Annotated in this window: 22 protein-coding genes; 5 read left to right on the top strand and 17 right to left on the bottom strand. The window is 69.7% G+C overall.

The genetic code is table 11. The annotated features are described in order from the left end of the window. Positions 1–24 precede the first annotated feature (24 nt). On the top strand, positions 25–1,359 hold the full coding sequence (locus tag WMF42_RS08655; RefSeq protein ID WP_437691376.1) for a hypothetical protein: 1,335 nt from the start codon (positions 25–27) through the stop codon (positions 1,357–1,359). A gap of 141 nt (positions 1,360–1,500) precedes the next feature. After that, positions 1,501–2,139 (top strand): Uma2 family endonuclease, encoded by a 639-nt coding sequence (locus WMF42_RS08650; RefSeq protein ID WP_434046385.1) that lies wholly within the window; start codon positions 1,501–1,503, stop codon positions 2,137–2,139. 52 nt (positions 2,140–2,191) lie between these two features. Here WMF42_RS08650 and WMF42_RS08645 read toward each other — a convergent pair whose 3' ends face one another. After that, positions 2,192–3,073: an NAD-dependent epimerase/dehydratase family protein gene (locus WMF42_RS08645; protein ID WP_437691374.1), complete on the bottom strand. Its 882-nt coding sequence runs from the start codon at positions 3,071–3,073 to the stop codon at positions 2,192–2,194. Between the two features lie 196 nt (positions 3,074–3,269). Here WMF42_RS08645 and WMF42_RS08640 point away from each other — a divergent pair, with 196 nt between their 5' ends. Continuing rightward, positions 3,270–4,748 (top strand): protein kinase domain-containing protein, encoded by a 1,479-nt coding sequence (locus WMF42_RS08640; RefSeq protein WP_061607212.1) that lies wholly within the window; start codon positions 3,270–3,272, stop codon positions 4,746–4,748. A 171-nt stretch (positions 4,749–4,919) separates the two neighbouring features. Here WMF42_RS08640 and WMF42_RS08635 read toward each other — a convergent pair whose 3' ends face one another. Next, positions 4,920–6,428 (bottom strand): phenylacetate--CoA ligase family protein, encoded by a 1,509-nt coding sequence (locus tag WMF42_RS08635; RefSeq protein WP_061607211.1) that lies wholly within the window; start codon positions 6,426–6,428, stop codon positions 4,920–4,922. 95 nt (positions 6,429–6,523) lie between these two features. Beyond that, positions 6,524–7,564, bottom strand: coding sequence for an NAD-dependent epimerase/dehydratase family protein (locus WMF42_RS08630; protein WP_437691371.1), 1,041 nt, complete (start codon positions 7,562–7,564; stop codon positions 6,524–6,526). A 134-nt stretch (positions 7,565–7,698) separates the two neighbouring features. On the opposite strand from WMF42_RS08630, the gene WMF42_RS08625 reads away from it, so the two are divergent. Then, positions 7,699–8,694: an ATP-binding protein gene (locus WMF42_RS08625; RefSeq protein WP_061607209.1), complete on the top strand. Its 996-nt coding sequence runs from the start codon at positions 7,699–7,701 to the stop codon at positions 8,692–8,694. Positions 8,695–8,723: 29 nt separating this feature from the next. Here WMF42_RS08625 and WMF42_RS08620 read toward each other — a convergent pair whose 3' ends face one another. Further along, positions 8,724–9,329 (bottom strand): hypothetical protein, encoded by a 606-nt coding sequence (locus tag WMF42_RS08620; protein WP_061607208.1) that lies wholly within the window; start codon positions 9,327–9,329, stop codon positions 8,724–8,726. After that, positions 9,326–10,051 carry a thiamine phosphate synthase gene (locus WMF42_RS08615; protein WP_434046378.1) on the bottom strand — a complete coding sequence of 242 codons (726 nt, stop codon included), beginning with the start codon at positions 10,049–10,051 and terminating at the stop codon, positions 9,326–9,328. Before WMF42_RS08615 ends, WMF42_RS08620 begins: the two co-directional genes overlap by 4 nt. Before the next feature lie 122 nt (positions 10,052–10,173). Here WMF42_RS08615 and WMF42_RS08610 point away from each other — a divergent pair, with 122 nt between their 5' ends. Continuing rightward, positions 10,174–11,601, top strand: coding sequence for a hypothetical protein (locus WMF42_RS08610; RefSeq protein WP_437691369.1), 1,428 nt, complete (start codon positions 10,174–10,176; stop codon positions 11,599–11,601). Between the two features lie 120 nt (positions 11,602–11,721). Here WMF42_RS08610 and WMF42_RS08605 read toward each other — a convergent pair whose 3' ends face one another. From WMF42_RS08605 to WMF42_RS08550, 12 genes are all read right to left on the bottom strand, one after another. Next, positions 11,722–13,284, bottom strand: a complete 1,563-nt coding sequence (locus WMF42_RS08605) for an acyl-CoA carboxylase subunit beta (RefSeq protein WP_233561298.1) — start codon at positions 13,282–13,284, stop codon at positions 11,722–11,724. 44 nt (positions 13,285–13,328) lie between these two features. Beyond that, complete coding sequence (locus tag WMF42_RS08600; RefSeq protein WP_063815743.1) at positions 13,329–14,114, bottom strand: enoyl-CoA hydratase/isomerase family protein; 786 nt, start codon at positions 14,112–14,114, stop codon at positions 13,329–13,331. Beyond that, positions 14,111–15,049: a 3-keto-5-aminohexanoate cleavage protein gene (locus WMF42_RS08595; RefSeq protein ID WP_437691367.1), complete on the bottom strand. Its 939-nt coding sequence runs from the start codon at positions 15,047–15,049 to the stop codon at positions 14,111–14,113. Before WMF42_RS08595 ends, WMF42_RS08600 begins: the two co-directional genes overlap by 4 nt. Positions 15,050–15,066: 17 nt before the next feature. Next, on the bottom strand, positions 15,067–15,561 hold the full coding sequence (locus WMF42_RS08590) for a MarR family winged helix-turn-helix transcriptional regulator (protein WP_061607204.1): 495 nt from the start codon (positions 15,559–15,561) through the stop codon (positions 15,067–15,069). 279 nt (positions 15,562–15,840) lie between these two features. Further along, a complete protein-coding gene (locus WMF42_RS08585) occupies positions 15,841–17,208 on the bottom strand; it encodes an STAS domain-containing protein (RefSeq protein WP_437691364.1) in 1,368 nt (455 codons plus the stop codon). A 41-nt stretch (positions 17,209–17,249) separates the two neighbouring features. Next, the gene (locus tag WMF42_RS08580; protein WP_020734190.1) at positions 17,250–17,660 is read right to left on the bottom strand and encodes a hypothetical protein; all 411 of its coding nucleotides are present in this window, start codon (positions 17,658–17,660) and stop codon (positions 17,250–17,252) included. Between the two features lie 34 nt (positions 17,661–17,694). After that, entirely contained in the window at positions 17,695–18,186 is a 492-nt protein-coding gene (locus tag WMF42_RS08575) for an ATP-binding protein (RefSeq protein WP_233561296.1), read from the bottom strand. Beyond that, a complete protein-coding gene (locus WMF42_RS08570) occupies positions 18,186–19,175 on the bottom strand; it encodes a PP2C family protein-serine/threonine phosphatase (RefSeq protein WP_061607201.1) in 990 nt (329 codons plus the stop codon). The genes WMF42_RS08575 and WMF42_RS08570 overlap by 1 nt, the downstream gene beginning before the upstream one ends. A gap of 48 nt (positions 19,176–19,223) precedes the next feature. Continuing rightward, positions 19,224–20,141: a slr1658 superfamily regulator gene (locus WMF42_RS08565; RefSeq protein WP_012234413.1), complete on the bottom strand. Its 918-nt coding sequence runs from the start codon at positions 20,139–20,141 to the stop codon at positions 19,224–19,226. 24 nt (positions 20,142–20,165) lie between these two features. Beyond that, the gene (locus tag WMF42_RS08560; RefSeq protein ID WP_063815742.1) at positions 20,166–22,529 is read right to left on the bottom strand and encodes a SpoIIE family protein phosphatase; all 2,364 of its coding nucleotides are present in this window, start codon (positions 22,527–22,529) and stop codon (positions 20,166–20,168) included. Between the two features lie 70 nt (positions 22,530–22,599). After that, positions 22,600–23,838, bottom strand: a complete 1,239-nt coding sequence (locus WMF42_RS08555; protein WP_061607199.1) for a class I SAM-dependent methyltransferase — start codon at positions 23,836–23,838, stop codon at positions 22,600–22,602. Next, the gene (locus tag WMF42_RS08550; RefSeq protein ID WP_061607198.1) at positions 23,835–24,392 is read right to left on the bottom strand and encodes a hypothetical protein; all 558 of its coding nucleotides are present in this window, start codon (positions 24,390–24,392) and stop codon (positions 23,835–23,837) included. The genes WMF42_RS08555 and WMF42_RS08550 overlap by 4 nt, the downstream gene beginning before the upstream one ends. Positions 24,393–24,697: the final 305 nt, after the last annotated feature.

Here is a 24,697-nt window from a genome sequence, read left to right as displayed (position 1 = left end):
TTGCGCTCGGGCATTTCGCTTTCGATGACAGACAGCGAGGGGCGCCTCCGCGGGAGGCTGAAACGTCTCAGTGTCGGGCTCGCGGCGACAGCCGCGCTCATCCTGGTCGTCCGGACCGGGGCGTCGGTATGGAGTCAATCCCGGCTGCGGGAATACCGGGAGGCCACCCAGGCCGAATGGGACGCGGAGCGCGCGCAGATCCGCGAGCGCTCGCGGCCCGCCGGCGAGGGCAGCGCGCAGCAGCATTGCGGGGCGAGCTACGCGAGCCTGTCGGGTATCCAGATGCAGGCTCATCCCGAGAAGATAAAGCGGGCGATCGAGGCTGGACCGGGCGCGCCGCTGTCCCCCGATCTCCTCGCCGACATCGAGCGGCACCGTCCGGAGATGGACGCATTCCGGCAGGCGGCGAGGTGCTCTCATTACGAGCTGACGGAGGACAGCGCGTGGGTCGAGTACGGCCCGGAATGGCGGTTCATGTCCGTGAGCCGACTGGCCCTGATCGAGGGGCACGAGCTCGCGGCCAGGGGGGATGTGCGCGGCGCGCTGGACCGCTACCTCACCGTGGCCAAGGTCGGCGCGGACATGTCCGCGGGGTCGCTCATCGCTGGCCTGGTCGGCATGCAAAACGCGACGCACGCCTACCGCGCCGTCGCCGCGCTCGTGGCCGGCGCGCCCCGGCTCCACGCGGCGGAGCTCGCGGATCTGGATCAGGCGCTCGCGGAGCGAGGGCGCAACCTGCCGCTCCTCGCCGACGCGCTCCGGAAAGAGCGCCTGCGCCTCCGAAAAGCGGTGATGAGCCTGATCGACACGGGCGCCCTCCCCGATCAGCTTCCTCCTGAGGTGCGGCGACCCATCGGTGCGATTGCGCTCAGGACGGTGCTCTCGGACAGCATTCTGGTCGGTCATGCCCTTCCCCGGATGGACGCGTGGCTGCGCGACGCGGAGCAGATCGCGCGCCAGGCGCAGCGTGATGTCTCCCAGTCCGCGCGGGTTCAGGAGATCGCGTTCGACTCCCTCGCCTTTTACGCCACGGAGCTCAACCCCACGATGAGCGCCGAGCTTCTCCAGGACCTCGCGGGGCGCGATTGCGCCTTGCGGACGTCGTATCTCGTGGCGCGCGCGACCGTCGAGGCAGAGCGGGCGTATGCGGACGGCGTCTATCCGGAGGCGCTGCGGTCGCTCGCGCAGGATATTTGTGGGATAGGCCCTCTCGTGTACCGCAGGAGCCCGAGCGGCGAGGGCTACACGCTGTCCAGCGTCGGTGACGACGGCAACGCGGACGGCGCGCGCGCCGCCGGCGGCACGACACGCGAGGACGTCGGCATCGTGATCACCCGACGTGGAGCCAGCGTCCTGTAGCGCGCGACGTGGCGGGCATCCGGGCGCCGGTCGCCCGGGTCGCGCGCGGCGGGAGGCATGCGCCCCGCCGCGATCCATCCGGAGCGCGGGGCCCTCTCTCCTGAGCAGGCGCAGCGCGCGCCGGGGTGGTACCCTCCCGGCGTGAGCCAGCGCCCGTACCCGGAGCCCCAGGCAGCCCGCCTCCTGTCCGTCGCGGAGTGGGCAGCGCTGCCGGAAGACGAGGCCGGTGAGCTCATCGATGGCCGGCTCGTCGAGGAAGAGATGCCCGATTGCGTCCATGAGCTGGCCGTCGCCTGGCTCATCCACACCCTGCGGGCATGGCTGTTCCCGCGCGGCGGCTTCGTCTTCGGCTCCGAGGTGAAGTACGCGCTCAAGCCGCGGCGCGGGCGCAAATCCGACGTGTCGGCGTTCCTCCCGACCTCCCGGAAGCCCCCGGCCCGCGGCGCCGTGGCGATCCCGCCGGACATCATGGTCGAGATCGTCTCGCCCTCGCCGCGGGACGGCCGCCGCGACCGCATCGAGAAGCTGGAAGAGTACGCGGCGTTCGGGGTGCGCTGGTACTGGCTGCTCGATCCGCAGCTCCGCACCCTGGAGATCTTCGAGCTCACGCGCGACGGGGTCTACGCGCGTCGCCTCGGCGTGAACGGGGGTCTGCTCCGGGAGGTGCCGGGCTGCGACGGGCTGACGCTCGATCTGGACGCGCTCTTCCGCGAGATCGATCAGCTCGACGCGACCGAGGAGCAGGAGCCGCCGCAGGGCATCGTCGAGCGCGGGGAGTAGCAGCGAGGGCGGCGATGGGCGCTGCGCGGGCGGCGCGCAGCCCACCCATGCCTCAGCCGCGCTCGCGCGGGGCGCGCGCCGCCTCGACCGGGGACGGCGCCTGGGCCTCGACGGCCAGGCACGCCTCGAACCCCTCGCGGTAGCTCGGATAGAGCAGCGTCATGCCGAGGGCGCGCTTGATCTTCGCGTTGTCCACGGCGCGGTCGTGGCGGAGCGTCTCGTGCAGGTCCTCGCGCGGCGCGCCCGCCGGCAGCTCCAGGCCGAGCCGCGCGCACAGCCAGCGGACGACCTCGATCTGCGGCACGGGCGCGTCGTCCGCGACCGGGAAGGCCTCGCCGGGAGCGGCGCGCTCCAGGGCCGCGAGCGCGAGGCGCGCGAGGTCCTCGACGTGGATGCGCGAGACGACGTTCCTTCCCTGCTGGTCGCCCTCGCCCGTCATGCGGAAGTCGCCGCGCAGCAGCCGCTGGTGCAGGCCGCGGCCGGGGCCATAGATGCCCGCCGCGCGCAGCACCACCGCCCCGCGCTCGCGGTACACGGCCTCGGCCGCGAGGCGCGCCGCGGCGCGGGGACCGTCGGCCGAGGTGGGCGTCGCCTCGTCGATGCGCCCGGTCGCGCCGCCGTAGACGGCTGTCGACGAGACGTACGCGACGGCGCGCGCCCGGCCGAGCGACGGCGCGACCGCGGCGTCCGTGGCGCCGTCGGGCGGGAAGGCGACGAGCACGTCCGCGCCGTCGGGCACGAGCCGTTCGACGGCGTCCGCCGTGAGCTCCGGCAGGACGCGCACGTCGATGCCCGCCTGCGCGAGCTCGGCCGCGCGTTCGGAGGAGCGCGTCGTCGCGATGACACGGCCGCCGGACGCCGTCCGCAGGCCGGCGACCACCGCGCCGGTGAAGCCGCAGCCGAGGACGACGAGCGGGGGAGGACGATCGGTCATGGTCTTGGCGCTCTTCTACCAGCAAGCGCCAGCAAGAGAGGGCGGCAAGCGAGGCCGACCGCGCTGCTCCGCTCGTGCGGTGGCTCCTCTGTACCATGCGGAGGGTCAGCAGGAGCGCCGCGTCTGATAGCCTGGTCGGCGCGGAGCGGGCGGCCGAGACGCAGCGAGCTCGCCGCCGCAGCGACGCCCTCAGCGCATGGCGGTCAACGTCTTCATCTCCTACGCCCCCGTGGACCGAGCGCACCTCGAGGCGCTCGAGGCGCACCTCGCCGCCCTCAAGCGGCAGGGCCTGGTGAGCACATGGCACCGCGGCCGGGTCGGCGCCGGCGCGGCGCGCGACGGGTCGATCGCGGCGGAGCTCTCCGCCGCCGAGGTGGTGGTGCTGCTGGTGAGCGAGGCGTTCCTCGCCTCGGACAGCTGCTACGAGCGGGAGCTCGGCGCCGCGCTGGAGCGGCATCGCCGGGGCGCCGCGCGCGTGGTGCCGATCCTGGTGCGCGCATGCGACTGGGAGGGCACCGCCCTGGCGGAGCTCCAGGCGCTGCCGCAGAGCGGCGGGGCGGTGACGAGCTGGGCCAACCCGGATGAGGCCTGGAAGAACGTGGTCCTGGGCATCCGCGCGGTGGTGGAGGAGGCCGCCGCGAGCGCGCGGCCGGAGGCGGGGCCCGCGAAGGCGGCGCCGGCGAGCGCGCTCGCGGTGACCCTGCGCGAGGCCGAGGAGGCGATCCGCGCGATCGACAGGCAGATCGCCGCGGCGCAGAAGCGGCGGGTGCGGCTGCAGGCCGCGGGCGCGGGCACCGCGGAGGTGGACCAGGAGATCGTCGACCTCCGGCGCAAGCGCCGGGAAGGCGGCCAGCTCCACGTCGGCGAGGAGCTCAGCGAGGGCCGGTACCTGCTGCTGGAGCGGATCGGCCGCGGGGGGTTCGCGACCGTGTGGCGCGCGCTCGACGCGGGGCGGGGCGACCAGCCGGTGGCGCTCAAGGTGCTGCACCCGAACCTCGCGGGCGACGAGGGCCGGCGAGAGCGGTTCTTCCGGGGGGCGCGGGCGATGGCGGAGCTCGACCATCCCGGCGTGGTGCGCATCCTGGAGCCGAAGGGCGAGGACGGCGGCTGGCACTACTTCGTGATGGAGCTCGTCCACGGCGAGGACGTGTACAGCGCGGTCATCGGGAAGCGGCTGCCGGCGGAGGCGGTGATTCCGATGCTCCTCCGCGCGGGCGACGCGATCTCGTTCGCGCACGGGCGCGGGCTTGTGCACCGGGACGTGAAGCCGGCGAACATCCTGCTCGACGGCGAGGGGCTGCCGCGGATCACGGATTTCGACCTGGTCTGGGCGCGCGACACGACGGGAGGGACGAGGAGCGGCGCGCTGGGGACGTTCCTGTACGCAGCGCCGGAGCTGATGCACCGGCCGCAGGACGCGGACGCGCGCGCGGACGTGTACGGGCTCGGCATGACGGCGGTGTTCTGCCTGCACGGCGCGGAGCTGCCGCCGATCATGATGCGGTATCCGGGGCGGGTGCTCGAGCGGCTGCCGTGCAGCGACGCGGTGCGGAAGGTGCTGGAGCGGGCGATCGAGTTCGAGGCGTCGGAGCGGTTCCCGGATGTGGCGGCGTTCTGCGAGGCGCTGGGGGGCGCGGCGGGGGGCGGGGGCGGATCGATGTCACCATTGCAGTGAATCCTCAGCGAAGCCGACTGACCACGGTCAGGCCCGCGAGCGTATCGAGATGACTTGCGTCGTACGCACGCGTGACGTGCGCGCCTGGTCGCCCGGAGTCGATGAATGCGCCGGCCGACCGGTTGTTCGCTGATGACGGCGCCCTCGAGGCTCGTCGACTCCCGGCCGCCCTCACCCGCCCGGCTTGCGCGTGTACCGGTGCTTCACCCCCAGCGGGAAGTACTCCGGATCCCCCGCCGCCCTCAGCGTCACCCGCGGCGCGCGCTTCCCCGCCGGCACGTAGCTCCTGAACTCGCTGTTCAGCCGGACGAGGTGCTCCTCGATCGACAGCGCCGCCGCCTCGCGCCGCGCCTCGCTCTCCGCCTCTCCCGGCGCGAGCTCGACCACCACCGACAGGAACGCATCCCTGTCCGCCCCCTCGCGGACCTCCAGCACGAACTTCCCGGTCACCCACTCCTTCACGCCGGGCTGCTCGATACCCACGACAACGTTCTCCGGATAGATGTTGGCGCCGAAATACGACACAGTGAAATCCGAGCGCCCGAACACATAGACGAACGGCAGCTCGCGGGCGCCGCGCTCCCCGTCGAGCTCCCGCCGCGGGTCGAAGCCGAAGCGCGCGAGCGCCGCCATCATGTCCGCGTGCGCGTAGACGCCCCCGCTGTCGAGGATCGCATAGCGGATGAGCGGGACGCCGTTCTCGCCCGAGAAGAGGAGCATCCCCTCGCGCTGCTCGAAGAACCGCACCGCCGGGTCGTACTGCACAAGCGTCGGCAGCCGGTCCTGACCGAAGAGGGCGCGCGCGGCATCCGGGTTGCCCGCGAGGAACCTGCGGATCGCGATGCTCAGCGGCGTCTCGTTGCCCAGCACGCCGGCGTCCGCCGTCCCGTAAAGAGATGCCGAGTCGTGGCAGGGCGAGGTGGACCCGACGCGCTCGCCGACCAGGCTCCGCCACTCCTCGCTGAACACCTCCCCCGCCATCACGAGCTTGATCCGCAGCGGCGCCCAGTCGATCCCCCGCGCCCGGCCCGCGTCGATCACGTCCTTCAGGAAGGGCGGATAGCCGAGCAGGACGACCTGATCGAACGCCGGCCCCAGATCGAGGACGACACGGTAGATCTCCTCCTTGTTGTTGCCCGGCGTGACGACCGTGATCGGATACCCCTTCGCCGCGAGGTGACGGCAGCAAGCGGCCGTGTACATGCCGCCGACCCACGAGCCGAGCGCGAAGCACACGACCGCGAGCGTGCGGCGCGCGTCGGCCTGGAAGCTGTCGTGGAACACCTGCTCGAAGCGCCGCGCGACCGGGAGCTCGTCCGTGACCGAGCGAGGCCAGAACGTCGGCTTGCCCGTCGATCCCGACGAGACGGCGACCATGTCGCAGGACTCGACGCGCCCGCCGCGGCACAGGTCCGCGATCGGATGCCGGAGCACGTAGTTCTGCTTCGTGATCACCGGGAGCGCCGCGAAGTCCGCGGGGGTCCTGACAGCCGCCGGATCGACGCCGTGCTCGTCGAGGAAGCGGCGGTACGCGGGGACGGTCGCCGCGACCTCGTGGAACAGCGCGAGCGCGCCGGCCGCCGGATCCACCTCGCGGTGCCGCGACAGCGCCGCGTCGAGCGGCGTGCTCAGGAAGGCGTCGATGGCCGCCAGGACCCGCCTGGGCTCTACATCCTGCATCGCGAGATCTCCCCTCCTCCGGATCGTTCACGGCGAAGCGCGAAGACGGCGCGCGACCTCCCGGCCCTCCCGCCTTCCCGCGGGCCCAGCTTACCTCACGCCGGGTCGGCGTCCCCCGCCCTGGCCTCACCTGGCAGCGCCGCCGCGAGCGCGCGCTCCTCGGCGCGCCGCTCGTAGCCCGGCGGCGGATCGGACGGCGGGTTCGCGAGCAGCGACGTGATCACCGTCTCCAGCCAGCGCCGCAGCGGCGTGTGCTGGAAGCCGAGCTCCGCCCTCGCCTTCGCGGGATCCAGCATCGACATCCAGGGGTCGCTGAACGGCGACATCGCGACCGGGTCGATGCCGCGCGCCCGGAGCGCGGCCCGGTCGACCGGCGCGAGCCGCGCCGGCGCGCCGAGCAGCTCGGCGACGAGCGCGAGCAGCTCCGCGAGCGTCGGCGTCTCCTCCATGCAGAGGTTGTACGCCTGGCCGAACGTCGAGGGCACGAGCAGGAGCTTCACGATCGCCCTCACGACGTCGCCGCTGTACACGTGCCGCACGGGGTGCTCGCCGCCGTCCGGGACGAGCAGCGGGCCGCCGTCGAGCACGCGCGCGATGTACCGCTCGAGGCGGCGGTGGGGGTCGCGCTCTCCGTTCACCATCGGGATGCGCAGCACGGTCGCGGGGAAGCCGTCGCCCCGCCACGCGGCCGCGAGCGCCTCCTCGCAGCCGCGCTTGTTCATGCCGTAAGCCCACGCCGCGCGATCTTCCTCGTCCGCGGGCTCCGGGAGCAGCGGGCCGTCGTCGTCGCGCTCGCGCGACGGCCGCGGGCACCCCTCGCGGACGAGGTACACCGAGCCGGTGCTGATCATGACGTAGTGGCCGACGCGCCCGCCGCCGAGCGCCAGCGCCGCCGCGCGGCCGTCCGCGGCTGTGTACGCGGTGAAGTCCACCGCGGCGTCGAACTCGCGGCCCCCGAGCGCCTGCTCGAGGCCGCCGCCGGTCGTGCGGTCGCACCGGATCCGCGCGACGCGATCGCCGAACACGTCGGGCGTCACGCCGCGGTTCAGGAGCGTGACCTGATGGCCCGCCGCGAGCAGGCGATAGACCAGGAAATGACCCATGAATCGGGTGCCGCCGAGCACGAGGACGCGCATGCGCGGCAACCTATCACCGCCGCCCGCAATGAGCGCAGCGAGCGCGCGGATCGCGCCGCCCGCGGCGCCGAGCGGCCTCGCGCGCGGCGCGATCCGGGACCAGGTTGCGCCCCGGTCGTGCTAGATAGCGGGCCGTGCCGTTCTCCCACATCCTCGGCCAGGACACAGCGGTCGGCACCCTCGTACGCGCGCTCCAGGCGGGCCGCGTCCACCACGCCTACCGCTTCGAGGGCCCGCCCGGCGTCGGCAAGGAGCTCGCGGCCGTCGCGCTCTCGCAGGCGCTCGTGTGCACCGCGGGCGACCCGCTCGGCTGCGGCCGGTGCGACGCCTGCCGGCGCGCGGCCGGGCGCTCCCCGGGGCGCCCCGCGTCGCCGCTCCACCCCGACGTGCAGATCGTCGCGAAGAACTTCTACCCCGCGGCCGTCATCGGCCGGAGCCGCGACGAGCTGACCGAGATCTCGGTCGACCAGGTCCGATCGATCGTGCTCGCCCACGCCTCGTACCCGCCCCACGAGGGGCGCGCGCGTGTCTTCATCGTCCGCGACGCCGAGGACCTCAGCGTCGGCGCCGCGAACGCGTTCCTCAAGACGCTCGAGGAGCCGCGGCCCGGCACCCACTTCATCCTGCTCACCTCGCGCGGCGACCGGCTGCTCAACACGATCCGCTCGCGCACCCTCCCCGTTCGCTTCGCCCCGCTCTCCGAGCCGATCGTGCGCGGTATCCTCCGCGCTCAAGGCGTTCCGGAGGAGCGGCACGACCTCGCGGTGGAGCTCGCCGCGGGCAGCGCCTCCGCCGCGCTCGAGCTCGCGGACGAGGAGCAGACCGCCTCGCGCGACGCCTTCGTGAAGAGCGTCCTCGCGGCCGCGGCCGCCCGGGACCTCGGGCCCGCCGTCGCGTTCGCGGAGTCGGTGGATCGCGACAAGGGCGCCCTCAAGGACGACCTGCGCGCGCTCAACGCCGCGCTCGCGCGCGAGGCGCGCGCCGCTGTCGCGGACGATCCGCGCCGCGCGGGCCTCTCGGCCAAGCGCTACGCCGCGGTCTCCCGCGCCGTGACGCACCTCGAGCGCAACGCCTCCCCGAGCCTGGCGATGGCGTCGCTGATCGCGGAGCTGCGCAGCGTCATCGGCTGACGCACGCCGCGAGGCAGCGAGGGCCGGCGTCAGCCGTCGCCGCCGCCGCCCAGCCGCTCGTAGCCGCCGTCCTCGATGCGCCGCCCGGCCCAGGCGTGGATGCGCCCCTCGCTCGCGAGCACCACGGCCGCGTCGTGCCCGCCCCCGTCGTACAGCGCGATGATCCCTGCGTCGCCCACGCGAGGCGCGCCCCGCCCCAGCCGCGCGAGCGCCGCCGGCAGCCGTGCCCGCCGCCGCAGGGTCATGCCGGCGATCTCGAGCGTCGCCGGCGGCTCCTCCGGCGAGTCGACCGCCGCGGGCGCGAGCCACAGGATCTCGCGCCGCGGCGCGGGGAACGCCGCCACGGCCCGCTGCTCCGCCCCCTCGGGCGCGAGGAACACCACGGCGACGAGCTCGCCTCGCTCCCGCGCCACGATCGCGCCCGAGAGCCAGCGCTCCTCGCTCCCGGCCAGCACCACGTCGCCGAGCGCGAGCGGCAGCTCGTCCCAGAGCGCGTCCTCGGGCGACCGCGCTGGCGCCCCGGGCTCCTCCTCGCCGCCCCTCCCTGCCTGCGCCTCGCGCTCGCGGCGCGCCGCCATGTAGCCCACCGTCGCCGCCACCGCCGCGGCGGCCGCCGCGAGCAGCGTGAGGCTCATCGCGCGCCCTCTCCGGGCGGCGCCGCCGGCGCGCCGGCCTGCGCGAGGGCCTCCGTGAGCGCCCGCGCCCGCGCGCTCACCTCGTCGAGGGCGCGCGACGCTGTCGCGCCTTCCTCGGGCAGCAGCGCGGCGATGATCGCCGCGGCGGAGCAGAGCGGGGCCACCTCGCGCGCCCTCTCCAGCGAGATGCCGCCGATCGCCACGAGCGGCAGCCCGGGCCGCGTCCGCTCGACCATGTCGCGCAGCGACGCGAGCCCCTCGAGGCCGACAACGGCGTCCGGGCGCTCCTTGCTCGAGGTCGCGAAGATCGGCCCGACCGCGACGTAATCGAGGTCGTCGAGGTCATCGCGCCGCCCCCGCAGCGCGGCCTCGAGCTGCGCGGGCGTGTGGGTCGAGAGCCCGACGCGGAGCGACGCGCCGGCGCGTTGCGCCAGCCTGCGCACCGCCGGCACGGGGAGATCGTCCTGGCCGACGTGCACGCCGTCGCAGCGCGCGAGCACCGCGAGATCGGCCCGGTCGTTCGCGAACAGGGGCACGCCCGCGCGCGCCGCGAGCGGCTGGATTGCGCGAAGGAGCGCGAGCGTGCGCCCCGCCCCGCCCCGCTTGTCGCGGAGCTGGATGGCCGCCGGCCGCGCGTCGAGGACGGCCTCGGCGAACGCCGCCGGATCGAGCCCGCGGCGCGAGAGCGAGTCGGTGTCGACGATGGCGTACAGGCCGCGCATGACCACGCTTCGAGCGATGGGAGGGCGCCCGGGCGCCCCCGAGGGGGCCAGGCTCGCTGGCTACGCTAAGGTTGACGCCCCCGGAAAGAAAGCGGAAGCGTTCGCTCCCGAACGGATCCTCCATGCGCAAACGTCTCGTCCGGATCGCCAGTCTGTTCACGTCGACCGCGTCGATCGCAGCGGCCGCGCTGGGGCTCGCGTCGCGCCCCGCGCTCGCGCAACAGGGGTCGGGCCCTGCGCAGCAGGCAGAGAAGCCGAGCACCGCCGCGCCGCCGGGGAAGCCGAAGGCCGGCGCTGCTTCGCCGCCTGGGGGCGCCAGCGTCGCTGCGCCCAGGCCGAGCGCGGGCGCGCCCAGGGCGGGCGCGAAGAAGAAGGCGCCCGAGCCGCCGCCCCTGCCGCCCGCGCCGGCGCGCGTGTGGCTCATCGCGCCGTCGCCGCAGGGACCGTGGACGCTGCGGATCGACAACGAAGGGGAGCGCCCGATGCGCATCCCGGCGGACGTCCGTCTGCTCCGCCTGGAGATCGACACGCTGAACAAGCGCACGAAGAAGACGGTGCGCTGCGCTGCGCCCGCGGGGCTCAAGCCGAGCGGCTTCCCGGAGCGGCGCGCGCTCCTGCTGGCGCCCGGCCAGTCGTACATCGAGCATTTCGATCCGCGCCTGCTCTGCTTCGGCAAGGACGAAGCCGCGCTCGCCGGCGGCTCGGTGGTGAGGGCCTGGTACGGCTGGGGCCCGCCGCCTAAGTGGTCGAGAAAGGCGCCCGCGCCCCCGTTCGCCGCGGAGTCGACGGACGCTCCGCCGGCGTTCGCCCCGGCGCCCGGGCTCGCCGCGCCGACGATCGCGCTGAGCTACGACCATCCCGCGAAGAAAGAGGCCGCCGGAGACCATCCGGACGGCGCCGAGCCGCCCCCGAGCTCGGGAGACAAGGCAGCTCAGCCCTCGGGAGACAAGGCAGCTCAGCCCTCGGGAGACAAGGCAGCTCAGCCCTCGGGAGACAAGGCAGCTCAGCCCCCCGGCGGCGCCGGCTCGTCGGCCGCGCCCATCGTGGACGCCAACGCGCCTCGGCTGGAGCTCAAGAGCGAGCCCTGGTCCGACGCGGCGAGCCCTCGTTCGATCGTCGTCCGGGTGAGCGCGAGGAATGCCGGCAAGCGCCCCATGACCGTCGCCATCCGGCCGCGGATGCTCGAGTTCCACGTCGCCGGTCCGAACGGCACGACCGTGTGCGGGGCGTCCCCGCCGACCGGAGCGATCCCGCGCGACCTGTACAGGACGTTGAAGCCTGGCGCGTCGGCCGACGTCTCGCTCCTCCTCCGGGAGGTCTGCCCCGCCAACACGTTCGCCCGCGAGGGCCTCTACGAGGTCACGGCCACGCTGCACGCGAACGAGCCTGGCACGGGCCTCGGCATCGACGCCTACACCGCCACGGTCGCCGCCGAGTCTCCGACGCTCCTCCGCGTGAAGAGCGCGCCGGAGCCGTTCTACGCCGCCGCCCCGCGTGCCGTGCCGACGCCCAGGCCCGACCCCGCGGAGCAAGGCGCAGCCGCCGACTGACCGTCGCAAACAGCGGCTCTGGTCCATCAGCGGCGGCACGACAGGCCCCGGGGAGGGTGCCCGGGCGGCTCGGCGCTCCCTCTCTCCCTCTCCGCGTCTCCGCCCGCCCCCGCGCACCGCCTACACCGGGAGGATCCCCCGCTTCTTCTCCGGCCGCTCCACGCGCTTCTTCCGTGCGAGCTCGAGCCCCCACGCGATGACCCTGCGTGTGTCCCGCGGATCGATCACGTCGTCGATGAGCCCCCACCCCGCGACCTTCATCACGTCGATGTTCTTCTGGATCATGTCGACGATGCCCTGCTTCACCTCCGCGGGCGGCGGCGCATCCCCGAACATCTTCTTCGCCGCGATCCCGAGCATCCCCTCCGGCCCCATCACGCTGATCTCCGCGGTCGGCCAGCCGACGATGAGGTCCGGCTCGTACGCGCGCCCGCACATCACGTAATACCCCGCGCCATACGCCTTCCGCACGACCACCGTGATCTTGGGCACCGTGGCCGCGGCCATCACGTGCAGCATCTTCGCCCCGTGGCGGATGATCCCCTCGTGCTCGACCTTCGAGCCGATCATGAACCCCGGCACGTCCTGCAGGAACACGAGCGGGATGTTGAACGCGTCGCAGATCTGCATGAAGCGCGCGGCCTTGTCGGACGCGTCCACGTCGAGGATGCCGCCCATGTGGCTCGGCTGGTTCGCCACGATGCCGACCGGCTGGCCGCCGATCCGCGCGAGGCAGGTGATGATCGAGCGCGCCCACCGCGGCTTCATGTCGAGCCGCTCGCCGTGATCGACGATGGCGTCGATGAGCTTCAGCATGTCGTAGGCGCGCCGCGGGTTCTCCGGCAGCAGATCGAGCAGCGACTCCTCCCGCCGCTCGATCGGATCGGTCACCGCCAGGCGCGGCGGATCCTCGTCGCAGCTCGACGGGAAGAACGAGAGGTACCGCTTCACCGCCGCGAGGCACTCCGCGTCGGTCGCGTACTCCGCGTCGCCCACGCCGCTCTTCGTCGTGTGCACCTTGCTGCCGCCGAGCTCCTGCTCGGAGATGTCCTCGCCCGTCATCGCGCGCACGAGCGGGGGACCGCCGAGCGCCAGCGACCCCACGTCCTTGACCATCGGCACGAAGTCCGCGAGCCCCGGGATGTACGCGGTGCCCGCGGCGCCCGGCCCCACCATCGCGGCGACCTGCGGCACCACGCCGCTCATGTGCACCTGCTCGCGGAACAGGTGCCCCGAGCCCGCGAACAGCGAGATGCTGTCCGGGTGCATCGACCCGGGGTCGATGCGCGCCCCGCCCGAGTCGATGAACCACACCATCGGCCAGCGGCCGCGCAGCGCCATCTGCCGCAGGCGGGTCACCTTCTCCTCGCCCGTCTGCCCGATGCTGCCGCCCTTCACGGTGAAGTCGTACGCCGCCGCGCACACCATCCGCCCGTCGACCTTGCCGAACGCGCACACAACCGCGTCGGCCGGCGGCCGGTCGCCCCCGTCCGGCCCGGCCGCGAGCCCCATCTGCGTGCCGTGCATCCCGACCTCGAAATGCACGCCGTCGTCGAAGAACGCCGCGAGCCGCTCCCGCGCCGTCATCTTCCCGCGGGCGTGCTGCCTCGCCACCCGCTCCTCGCCGCCCATCCGCCGCACCTGCTCCCGGCGGGCCTCGAGGTCCTTCACGAGCTCTCGCATGTTCACGGGCCACCTCATCCTGCGCGCCTCGCCGCCGCGCGCGCCTACTTGCCCGACCAGCGGGGCTGCCGCTTCTCCAGGAAGGCCATCAGCCCCTCGCGCGCGTCGTCCGTCGCCAGGCACCCGGCGAGCCGCCCGCGCAGGAGCGGCAGCGCCGACTCCAGATCGAGATCGTCCTGCGCCGCGAACGCCTCCAGGCCGAGCCGCACAGCGATCGGGCTCTTCGCCGCGATCGTGGACGTCACCTCGTCGACCGCCGCGTCGAGCGCGCCCGGCTCCACCGCCCTGTTGAGGAGGCCGCACGCCGCGGCCTCGTCGGCGTCGAGGCGCTGCCCGAGGAGCATCATCTCCAGCAGCTTGCGGCGGCTCACGTGCCGCTGCAGCACCGCCATGATCATCATCGGGAACAGGCCGACGTTGATCTCGGGCGTCCCGAGCTTCGCGCCGCGCGCCCCGATGGCGAAGTGCGACGCCGCGACGAGCCCGAGCCCGCCGCCGAGCGCATGCCCGTTCACCCGCGCCACGATCGGCTTGCTCGAGTTCGCGAAGGCGAGCAGCAGATCCGCGTAGTCGCCCTTCGGCGCGACCTGCGGCGCCCCCTCGGCGCCGGCCATCTGCGCGAAGTCGCCGCCCGCGCAGAACGCGTCCCCCGCGCCGGTCAGCACCACGCAGCGCACCGCCTCGTCCGCGATCCCGGCCTCGAGGGCGTCGAGGAGCTCGTTCACCATCACGGGCCCGATCGCGTTCTTGCGCCACGGGTTGTTCAGCGTGAGCCGCAGGACGCCCCCCGCGGACGCCGCCTGGACGACCGTGTACGCGCGCGCCGTCACGACGCCGTCCCTCCCGCCGCGCTCGGCGCGTCGTCCCCCCGCAGGCCCAGGATCTGCCGCGCTTCCTCGACGGTCGCCGGCCTGCGCCCCACGTCGCGCACCATGCGCGCCGCGACCTCGCACAGCTCGCCGTTGCTGCGCGCCATCTCGCCGCTCGGCAGGTAGAGGTGGTCCTCGAGCCCGCACCGCACGTTGCCGCCCAGCACGAGCGCCGCCGCCAGCATCCGCCACTGCCCGTGGCTTATCCCGATCACCTCCCACTCCGAGCCGGCCGGCATGATCCTGGTCTGGAGCTGGAGCGACTCCACGTGCGCCGGGATGCCGCCCAGCACGTTGACGATGAACGAGAACTGCAGCGGCGGCTTGAGGAGGCCCATGTCGATGAGCGGCCACACGCCCTGCGTGTGCCCTGTGTCGAAGCACTCGAGCTCCGGCTTCACCCCGGCCTCGTTCATCGCGGACAGGAGCTTGCCGATCTTCGCGTACGTGTTGGGAAACACCATGTCGAAGTCGAAGCTCTTCCGGGCGCGCGAGTACTTCGAGTAGTTCATCGTGCCCATGTTGAGGGCCGCGATCTCCGGGCGGCTCTCGCGGAGGGTCGCGCACTGCTCGCTGACGTCCTCGAGGATGGTGCCGGTGGAAAAATTCAGGATGACCGGACAGCGCCGCCGCACCTCTTCCTTGATGCTGGCGAACACGGCCGGCGAGAACGTCGGCGAGCCGTCGTCGTTGCGCGCGTGGATGTGCACCGCCGCCGCCCCTGCCTCGTAGGCCCTCCGCGCCTCCTCGGCGATCTCGACCGGCGTGTACGGGATCGCGGGGCACTGCTTGCGGCTGGCGAGCACCCCTGAGAGCGCGCAGGTCACCACGCAGATATCGGGGTCTCGCTCGTTCGGATTCCTCGGTTCCCCGGTGAACGTCGGCTTCTCTCTCATGGCCTCGGCCTCCCTTGTCACGTCCCGTCGCCGTCGCTCTTCCTTTGTCCGCCCTGCCCTACCCGCGCGACCACCTGCTTCTGCAGCTTGGTCAGGATCCGGAGCAGGTCGCGCAGATCGGTCGAGCTCAGGCTGAGCAGCGCGCTCCGGAAGATCTCCATCGGCTCGACCTGGATCTCGCGGGCGAGCCGCGCCCCCTTGTCGCTGAGCCGGATGTGCACGACCCGCCGGTCGGCCTTCGAGCGCTCGCGCCGGACGAGCCCTTCCCGCTCCATCCGGTCGACGATCCCGGTCACCGTGCTGTTCTGCGCGCGGATCCGCTCCGAGAGCGTCGACAGCGAGAGATCCTGAAACGACTCGAGCAGCTTGAGGATGGTGAGCTGCGGCCCGGTGAGGCCGAATCCGCTCGCCATCCCTTTCGTGAGCCGCCGCGACTCCGTGTAGAGATAGATGATCATCTCCACGATCGCGTCGATCTCCGGCCTCTCCGGCGTCGGCAGGGTCGCTGTCACGATGCTTCGTGTACGAAATATTCTCTCCGCAAGGTCGCGTCAAGCGCCAGCGCCAGCGCCCCCGGGCATACCGAGCGGACACAACCGCCCATGACCGCAGCCCCCGGGGAGAGGGCTCGCCGCGCGGCGCCGGGAGGACTGTTGTCTGAGCCCCAGTAGCGATGTGTCTCCGGCGCACCACGCGCGCCGGAGACACATCGTTCAAGGCGAGCTCAGCCCTCCCGGCGCCGCGCGGCGAGCCCCCTCCCCCCGGGGGCCGATCCCCTCGGGACCGCGCCCTTACCGCCGCCGCCGCCGCTTCCCCTGCCGCGCGTCCGCCTGGATCTCCCGGATGCACCAGCGCAGCGCCTCCTGGAGGTCGCGGTGCACCTGGACCGACGAGAGATCGATCCCGAGCGACGACGCCGTCTGCGCCACCTGGGGCTGGACTCCGGCCACGACCCCCTGCGCGCCCAGGAGCTCGATCGTCTGCAGCATGCTGATGAGGTGCTGCGCCGTCGTGGAGTCGACCTGCTCGACCCCCGTCACCTCGACGATGGCATAGCGCGACTTCGTCTCGACGATCGTGCGCAGCAGCTTCTCCGTGATCTCGGAGGCCCGGTGCCGATCGATGCTGCCCACGAGCGGCAGCACGAGCACGCTGTTCCAGACCTGGATGATCGGGGTCGACAGCGTCTCGATCGCGGACTCCTGCCGCTCGATCACCGCGCGCAGCGACTCCTGCTGCTCGACCACGTCGCGCAGCGACTCCTCGGCGCGCATGCGCTCCAGCGTGATCGCGAACATCTCGCCGACGACCTGCAGCAGCGCCCGGACGCCCTTGTCCCACGCCCGGATCGACCGCACCGCGTCGATCCCCACGACGCCCACGAGCCGGCCCGCGTACGCCGCCGGCATCCGCACCAGCGAGGCGATCCCGAGCTCGGTGAACGCCCGCTTCTCGCTCGCGGCCTCCTTCGGCAGGTCGGCCACGCGCGGCACGTCGCACACCTCGAGGCGGAACAGCCGCTCGACCAGCCACGGATACTCGTCCCTGGAGACGGCGGCCCGCTCCGCGAGCAGCGACGGCACCCCGTCAGCGCACCACTCGTGCGTCTTCAAGAACCGCCGCCCGTCCTCCGAGAGCAGGAACAGGCTCGTCCTGTCGGCGCGCAGCGTCCTGCCGAGCTCCGCGAGCGCCGACTGGAAGCCGCGGTCGATGTCCGCGAGCTTCACGTTGATGAAGTGGGCCGAGATCGACGCGACGAGCATCTTCGTCTCGATCCGCTGCATCAGCGCCCGCTCGAGGCGCTTCTGCTTTCCCACGTTGCGCGCCCAGGCGTAGATGAGCCCCTCGCCCGGCACCGAGAGCAGCGACCACGATAGCCAGACGTAGATGCCGCTCCTGCTCCGGCACCGGTTCTCCAGCCCGAGCGTCACGGGTCCCAGCCGGAGCCGATCCAGCTGCTCCCGGGTCGCAGTGAGGTCGTCCTGATGCACGAGATCCAGGAGGTTCCGGCCGATCAGCTCCTCGGCCCCCAGGCCGAGCGTGCTCTCCCAGGCGCCGCTCACGCGCAGGAACGATCCGTCGATCCGCAGAACGCAGAGCGGATCGGGACAGACAGCGAAGAACCTCTCCACGTCCGCTTGGTTCGCAGGTGCCTCCATCGCCGGTCGCCTTATGCAGCCACCACGCCACCGTCACGGCGTCACGGCTCTTTGACGTCCTCGAACGTCGTCCGCGCGGCCACGTGCTCCTCGTTCAGGTTGAGCAGGATCGGCAGGGTCTCGTGCTGCCAGTCGTCGTCGAGGATCCGACGCACGGTCACCCGCCCGGGCACCAGGTTGTACACGGCGTCCACGATGTCCATGATGACGTAGAAGCCGTTCGAGTTGCAGAACCGCATCTTCACGAAGTCCATCACCGTGGACGTGATCGGATGCTGCGGGAGGACCCGCGCCAGCTCGTCGAGGTAGCTGGAGAGGTACCGGTACGGGTTGTCGATCCGGATAGCGCCCTCGAAGGTCAGGACGAGGCGGTTGTCGTCATCGAGCCGGGCGACCGACTGAAAGACGCTCAGCCCGCCATCCGTGATTTCTCCATAGCTGAGAGCCTTCATACGCGACCTTTCGTGGAAAACATACGCAGCCTTTTCAAGGGAAAGTAGCCTGGACGACGAGGATTCCATCGACGTACTGCGTCGAGAGATGGAATTTGTTCTCAGCAGTCAGCCGAATGAGGCCTAGGCCGCCCCTGCGCCGGTCGTTGCGCCGCTCGCGCACCGTCCTGGCGAAGAGCTCCCTCGGGTCCTCCGCGGCGAAGATCTCGTCGAATACCGCCTTGACGGTTCGGTACTCCTCCGGCGTGACGCGGTTGGAAACCTTGATGAGCAGCCGGTCCGGGTCGATGCTCAGGTCGAGTCGCACCTCGCTCTCGCGCTCGGTCCCGTGCTGGATCACGTTGGTGACCAGCTCGGTGACGACCACGTTGACCTTCTGGCATATCCGTCTGGGATAGAACCTCACCAGAAGCGCGTCCAAAAAGTTCGCAAGCAGGCCGGCCACGTCGCCCGTGATGTGATCGATCGGAGATATGTATATCGATGCACCGACCGACGTCTGCGAATGATTCTTCTCGGGCTTCATCAGGCGCACCTTCGCAGGATGATCAGTGTGATGTCGTCGGCGTCCGCCACTCGGAACCGCGTGTAGTCCTCGATGCACCGATCGAGGATCACCTGCACCGGCTCCTCGCTGTGCTTGACGACGATTTCGTTGAGACGTTGCACGGAATATATCTCCCCGCTCGCGTCCTGCGCCTCGAACATCCCGTCTGTGTACAAGGCGAGGACGTCATCCTCCTCGAACGGCAGCTCGAACTCGTGAAACGGCTTGATGCGCAGACCGATGAAGTTGCTCACCCGGTTGAACGAGCGAGGCGTCCCTCGACGAACCAGGAGTCCGTAGCCTCCGCCCGACACGTAGCGGAGGAATCGGTCCGTAAACATGACGAAGTTCACCGTCGCGTACCGGCGAACCTCCCGCAGGAACGAGTAGGCGCTCCGGTTCACCCAGTCCACGATCGCCCCCGGGCTGTCGAGCCGTTTGGTGGCGTGTGCGAACTGGGCCTTCAGAAACGCCATGATGAGCGCCGACGATACTCCGTGACCTGATATATCGTAAACGCCGATCGCGTGGCGCTCGCCGGGGAGATAGAAGAAGTCGTAGTAGTCCCCTCCCACCTGCGCGAGCTGCTTGTGGAAGATGGCCATGTCGAACGCCGACGCGATGGCCCCGCTCGCCTCCGGCAGCAGCGCGCGCTGTACCTGCCGCGCCACCGCGAGGTCGTCGTCGATGGCCCGGTTGTACCCTTCGAGCTCGTTCTCGATGCTGGTCGCGTGCTCCAGGATCGCCTCGTGCACCAGGGAGAGGTCGTCGAAATCCAGCTTCAGCTTATCGACGTACTCCAGGAGTGCACTGCAGCGCTCCATGAAGTCTGTGAAGTTCCCCTCGTCGCGTAGCAGTGTGTTCCACGCTTGCCGCTCCTTCACGATCGCCCTGATGGCATCCAGATTGTTCTGCTTCTGTATGAAGCCTCTGGAGTGCATCGAGCTGAGGTCCTTGGGTGCAGTCATGGATCGACCTGGGCGCGAGTCGGGTTGGACGGAAGATCCCATCCGATCTCAATCACAGAGTATCATCTCGAAGTTCTGGTTGAACTTCTTGAGGTTGGGCAGCGACTTCCCCTGCCACGGGATGGACTTCGACCCGCGGACGATGAGCTGGAGCTCGCCCTTCTTCCGGGTGGCGATCGCGAACTTGTAGAGGACGTTGATCCCCGAGCTGTTCAGGAAGTTCAGCGCCCTGACGTCGAGGGTGATGGTGGGCGGATTCGTGGCCAGGACCTTGTCGAGCAGCTCCTCGATGGGGGCGTACTCCGTGGTGCCACCAAGACGAAGGATGCCTTCCAGGTACACCACCACCTCAGAGGGATCGTACCAAACCCGGTAGTTGCCACCTTTGATTTCCATTCTCGACCTTTCGTTCAAAATAGGAATCCTGGCCATCGTCTTGATGCTGAAGCTGTTGACTGAGATCGGGTCCAGCTTCCACCCAAGACTGACACCGTAATCATTCATGATGATGAGATAACCGAGCCCCGATCCGGCGTTCTCCGCGTCCTCGGCGTTCGCCTCGGCCTGCCTGCGCAGGAGCTCCCCGGGATCCTCCTGCGTGAGCTCGAGGAGCTTCTCGCGCAACGAGGGGACAGCGGCGTTCGTGATCTGGTTGCTGACGAGGCACACCAGGTCCTCACGCCCGATGCCGACCGTCACGGTGATGTCACCGTGCTGATTGAACTTGACGGCGTTCTCGACCAGCTCGTTCAGGACGTAACCTATGGCGCCTGAGACTTCGTCGCGGCTGATGAGCCTGTCCTCCCCGTCGATCTCCGGGAAGAGCTCGCCGAAGTACTCGGCCATGAAATTCGCCGTCAGGTTACAGAGGCTCCATCTCACCGCGAACGAGTCGGGGTACAACGTCAGCGACATGTGCTCGCTGAACGAATCGTCTAAAGAGTAGACGCCGATGATTTCGCTCATGGTAATGCCCAGTCTCCCCCTTGCTCATACCCTCTTAATGACAAGTACCGTAATGTCATCATGGATCTTGTTGTAGCCAACGTGCGCCAAGACGTCCTCGATGATAGCGTCTTTGATCTCCTTGGAGTTTCTCTCGTGGTTCCGCGAGATCACCTGACACAGCCGGTCGATGCCGTACTGCTCCTCTGCTGAGTCCTCCGCCTCGGTGATGCCGTCGCTGAAGAGCGTCACGACGTCTCCAGCCTCCAGCGCCACCTCGATGCTGCCGATGAAATCGCTGATATCCAGATCGATGCCGATCGGCAACCCGAGCCCCATCGTCTCGACGCGATCGAGGGTCCCGTCCTTCCGGACGATGATCAGATCCTCGTGCTGTCCCGTGAGCTGGAGCTTGCCGTCGCTGTAGTCGAGCAGGGTAAGGGACAGGTTCTTGTCCGAGCGGATGCGCTGGATGTTCTGGTAGATGACCTTGTTGACGATGCTCAGGAACTTCTTCGGATCCCGCTCGTTGGCCGCGAGCAGGGTCCGCACGGCCGTCTGGACCATCAGCATCAGAACGCCGCTCTCCAGGCCGTGGCCGGTGACGTCGCCGATGCCGATCTTGACGAGCCCGTCGCTCCGGAGCACGTCGTAGTAGTCCCCGCCGACCTCGTCGGCCGGGGCCATGTAGCCGGCGATGTCGAGGCCCGGGATCTCCTGGAGCTCGCTCGGCGCCGGGAGCACCATGAGCTGGAGCTGGCGCGCGACGTTCAGCTCGGCGCCGAGGCGGATGTTCTCCTGCGCGAGCTTCGCGTTCAGGTCGCTGATCTCCGCGTTCGCCTTCTCGAGCGCCCGCGTCCGCTCGCCGACGAGCTCCTCGAGGTTGTTCGTGTAGGCCTCGATCTCGCTCGCCATATCGTTGAAGGCGACGCCGAGCTGCCCGATCTCGTCCGCCGAGTTCACGTCGATGCGAACGCCGTAGTCGCCCTCCCGCATCCGCGTCGCGCCGCTCGAGAGCGCGACGAGCGCGCCCGTCATCTTGCGAGATACGAGGTAGACGCCGAGCATCAGCACGAGGATCGAAATTATCGTGACGAGGATCTGCTTCGTGACGATGCTGGTCCGGCTCTCCTCGATGGCGCGCTGGGAGGCGAGGAGCGAGGCGTACAGCTCCTTCTTCGGCACGACGAACCCGAGCGTCCACTGCTGCGACTCGATCCGCGCGCCCGGACCAGCCCAGCTGTTCACCGGGGCGAGCCGCTGGAGAGCGATGATGTACGCCTCGCCGGCGATCATCCGTTCATGGTAGTCCACGTTGTCGTCGCTGGGCAGCGCGATCATCGCGACGGCGGGGTCGCTGCTGTCCTTGAGACGACGCTGGAGGACACCCACCCCCTCGCTCTGCCCCGCTCCGCCCTCGGCCCGGAGGTGCAGCGTCGCGACGCCGAGATCGTTCACGGCGAGCACGTTGCCGTCCGCCTGGGTCAGGAAGGCGAAGCCGGCGCTCGCCAGCCGGACGTCCTTGATCGACTCGACGAGCTGTGCGAGGGTCAGGTCCAGGCCGAGGGCGCCTGCGAACTTGTCGCGCTCCTTGCTCCAGATCGGATGGAACGCGGTCATGATCATGCCGCCGCCGCCCGCGTCGTCGTAGGGCGCCGTGACCGTCGTCTGAACGGGGCGGCTCTGTAGCCCGTTGGGCTCCTTCAGCCACTCGCTCCAGCTCTCGACGAGGCCGGGATAGAAGAAGTCGTACCACCTCTTCTCGTTGTGCCCCGGATAGAGCTTGTCGAACGTGCCTCCCATATCGAGGTAGGGCGCCACCCGGACAAACGGCTGCTCCGCGCTGCCGGCGTAATAGACCTGGAGCTTGTCGGCGCCGTACTTCTGGAACGACGGGAGGAAGAGGTCGAACAGCGCGGTCCTGTCCACCGCTCGCTGCACGTCGGGAAGGAGCTTGCCGTCCTTGCCGAGGTAGCCCCAGACGCCGACCACGGTCGGCTCATCCGGGCCGTTCTGCCACCAGTTGCTCTTCGCGTTGTGGACGAGCTTGTCGCGAAACGGCTCCATGCTGGCGACCTTCGCGTGCAGCTCATCGAGCTGGTCGCCCTGGTCCACCATCGTCTGCACGATGGCGGCCAGCATCCTGAGATCGGCGTAGGCGTGGCCCAGCCGCAGGTTGACCTGCTGCGCCGTATCGCCGAGGTGGTTCGTCAGGTACTCGCGGTTCGCTTCGTTCAGCCCGCCTTCTATCTCGCGGGCGGACTTCTGGCTGAGCTCATGCAGACCTTGCCGAGCGACGAGGACGTTCAGGAGGGCACCGAGCAGCACGCTGAACCCGGTGACCAACATGAACTTCGTGTTGAATTTTTTGAGCCCAATGAAGAAGCCACGCCGCCGCGGCTCCTTCATTGTCTCATGAGCAGGCGAGGTCACGTATGAGTATCTCCCACCGAAACGACTGCGGTTCTCACGAAACCCCCTACATCATCTTCACTGGCTTGCGCCCCGAGCCCGCGTAGATGGGCCACGACGCCAGTCCTTTCGGGTTGGTGATGGTCGCCATGTGGACCTTGAGGCCAGCGGAGATCTCCTGATGAAACTCCGGGAGGGTGCCCGCCGTAGCCGCCATCTGGCTCGTCCCGTTGATCCAGCTCTCCACCACCCGGGCGAAGTCGTAGCAGTCGGTGTTCATGTTGGTGATGTCGATGAGGTTGATCTTGAGATCCTCAAGGCCGGCGTCCGTCAGCACCTGCCGCGTCTTCATCCCTATATCGAGATCCATGCCGACCATCTTGCCGAGCTCGAGGATGCGCTGGTACGTCGCGCGGATGAGCTCGTGGTCGGGCCACCCGTAGTTGCACGACATCATCTCGTTCGTGATGTAGATGCGACCGCCCGGCTTGCAGATGCGATAGAGCTCCTGCATGATCATCTCGGGCTGGTGAAAGACCTGAAGCGCGAGGCGGCAGGCCACGAAATCGAACGAGTTGTCCGGCAGGAGGAGGGTCGCGGCATCCCCGTACTGGTACTCCACGTCCTCCATCCCGAGACGCTTCGCCATCTCCTGGGCGTAGCGGAGCGATGGGCGGGAGTGATCGACGCCGACCAGGTACTCCGGCTTGAAGTCCTTCTGGAGCATCACGGCGAAGTACCCTAGCCCGCAGGCGATGTCCGCGATCCTCATCCCTGGCATGAGGCCGTGGTGCGGCAGTATCTTCCGCTCGTGCTCCCAGATGATCCGCTCCTGCAGCCGGAGCACGTCGATGAACTCGGCGTCCTCCAGCATCCGCTGGATCGGATAGAACGCCATGTCGTAGATCTCAACCGAGACGTTGGAGTAGATCTCCGCGATCACCTGAAACTTGCGGATCGCCCACGGGATGACGCTCGAAATGATGAGCTTTATCTTGAGGTTAGGCCGCGCCTCGACCGCCCAGCGGACGAACCTGTTGATCTCGAGGAACGCGACGTTGTTCATGTACTTGAGACGCTTGAAGTCCAAGCACAGCTCGCCCCGCGCGCTCTTCGCTGCCGTCTCCAGCGTGCTGCGGATGGCCCTCATCTGATCGGCGCCAAAAGGTCGCAGCATGCCTGACAGCGCGACCTCCTGATCCGTCTGGTCGACGCGCATGCTGAAGGTGACCTGCGAGCGCCACGATGGGAGGCCGCTCGACGAGGAAGGCGGCACGACGGATTCGCGACCGATCGAAGCAGTCATAATTCGTCTACCTCAGTGAACGGGAACTGAATGGCCAGCAGAAGCTGGCCCCCGCCCGCGGGTTCGGTGATGCTGAGTTTGGAGCCGTATACAACCGCGAGTTCCAGCAGCCCAAGCGCCTGCGCATCGTCGTCCGGAACATCGTTTTCGAGCTGCTCTCGATACCAGGACATCGGATCGGGCTGATTCACCAGCTGGACGGCGTGGTTGTAGAACTGCGCGCTCTGTTCGTTTACCGGAACCTCGGCCTCGACGAAGATATGACTCTGACTCTTCCGGAACCGTATCTGTATTTCGCCGCTTGGCCCGTGATTTCGATAGACGGCTTCGAGCAGCTCATTGAAGAACGTTGACAACAGGGTGGCATGGCGCTCGGGATCGTCCTCGTTTGCACTGGCATATCGCGCAAGGAAGTTGGCCAGCTGATGACAGTGGTTCCAACGTTTGCTAAAACCACCCACGGAGAAGTTCGCAGAGATGACCATACCGTCCACCAGTGGAGCCGGCGGCGGTCGCAACGTCGGGGCTATGTCGGCCTGCTTGGAAACGGACATCAAAGCCTCGGGGGTTGGTTGACGAGTGAGGCACGAACGAGGTTACCCGGGTTCGGGGTGCCACGTCGAGTGCATCGCGCGGTTTCCGGAGAGCGCCATCGGGGAGTTCAGACGGCAGAAACGTCAGCGACCGCCCGGCCTGCTGCACAAGGCATGCCACCCTTCTTCGATATTTTTGTAATACGAATCGCACTTCTCGGGGGACACTGGTCGCATGATCAGCGATCCCGGTGTGAGGCGATCTCGTCCAGCCAACGGCGACGCCCGACCGTTTCGCGTTTATCCGGGCGAAACGGGCTCAGCTT

Origin of the sequence: Sorangium sp. So ce176 (genome assembly GCF_051519835.1) — a bacterium.
GTDB classification, from domain to species: Bacteria; Myxococcota_A; Polyangia; order Polyangiales; family Polyangiaceae; genus Sorangium; species Sorangium cellulosum_G.
The sequence above is the reverse complement of the archived record's forward strand: the minus strand, read 5'-3'. Positions and strand labels throughout refer to the sequence as shown.

What these genes read in the sequence shown, in the direction of transcription:
- WMF42_RS08620 (WP_061607208.1), bottom strand. Translation starts at nt 9,329, where the DNA reads ATGAGCCTCACGCTGCTCGCGGCGGCCGCCGCGGCGGTGGCGGCGACG.
- WMF42_RS08595 (WP_437691367.1), bottom strand. Translation starts at nt 15,049, where the DNA reads ATGAGAGAGAAGCCGACGTTCACCGGGGAACCGAGGAATCCGAACGAG.
- WMF42_RS08645 (WP_437691374.1), bottom strand. Translation starts at nt 3,073, where the DNA reads ATGACCGATCGTCCTCCCCCGCTCGTCGTCCTCGGCTGCGGCTTCACC.
- WMF42_RS08550 (WP_061607198.1), bottom strand. Translation starts at nt 24,392, where the DNA reads ATGTCCGTTTCCAAGCAGGCCGACATAGCCCCGACGTTGCGACCGCCG.
- WMF42_RS08565 (WP_012234413.1), bottom strand. Translation starts at nt 20,141, where the DNA reads ATGAGCGAAATCATCGGCGTCTACTCTTTAGACGATTCGTTCAGCGAG.
- WMF42_RS08575 (WP_233561296.1), bottom strand. Translation starts at nt 18,186, where the DNA reads ATGAAGCCCGAGAAGAATCATTCGCAGACGTCGGTCGGTGCATCGATA.
- WMF42_RS08635 (WP_061607211.1), bottom strand. Translation starts at nt 6,428, where the DNA reads ATGCAGGATGTAGAGCCCAGGCGGGTCCTGGCGGCCATCGACGCCTTC.
- WMF42_RS08605 (WP_233561298.1), bottom strand. Translation starts at nt 13,284, where the DNA reads ATGCGAGAGCTCGTGAAGGACCTCGAGGCCCGCCGGGAGCAGGTGCGG.
- WMF42_RS08560 (WP_063815742.1), bottom strand. Translation starts at nt 22,529, where the DNA reads ATGAAGGAGCCGCGGCGGCGTGGCTTCTTCATTGGGCTCAAAAAATTC.
- WMF42_RS08580 (WP_020734190.1), bottom strand. Translation starts at nt 17,660, where the DNA reads ATGAAGGCTCTCAGCTATGGAGAAATCACGGATGGCGGGCTGAGCGTC.
- WMF42_RS08570 (WP_061607201.1), bottom strand. Translation starts at nt 19,175, where the DNA reads ATGACTGCACCCAAGGACCTCAGCTCGATGCACTCCAGAGGCTTCATA.
- WMF42_RS08585 (WP_437691364.1), bottom strand. Translation starts at nt 17,208, where the DNA reads ATGGAGGCACCTGCGAACCAAGCGGACGTGGAGAGGTTCTTCGCTGTC.
- WMF42_RS08655 (WP_437691376.1), top strand. Translation starts at nt 25, where the DNA reads ATGACAGACAGCGAGGGGCGCCTCCGCGGGAGGCTGAAACGTCTCAGT.
- WMF42_RS08630 (WP_437691371.1), bottom strand. Translation starts at nt 7,564, where the DNA reads ATGCGCGTCCTCGTGCTCGGCGGCACCCGATTCATGGGTCATTTCCTG.
- WMF42_RS08640 (WP_061607212.1), top strand. Translation starts at nt 3,270, where the DNA reads ATGGCGGTCAACGTCTTCATCTCCTACGCCCCCGTGGACCGAGCGCAC.
- WMF42_RS08615 (WP_434046378.1), bottom strand. Translation starts at nt 10,051, where the DNA reads ATGCGCGGCCTGTACGCCATCGTCGACACCGACTCGCTCTCGCGCCGC.
- WMF42_RS08610 (WP_437691369.1), top strand. Translation starts at nt 10,174, where the DNA reads ATGCGCAAACGTCTCGTCCGGATCGCCAGTCTGTTCACGTCGACCGCG.
- WMF42_RS08555 (WP_061607199.1), bottom strand. Translation starts at nt 23,838, where the DNA reads ATGACTGCTTCGATCGGTCGCGAATCCGTCGTGCCGCCTTCCTCGTCG.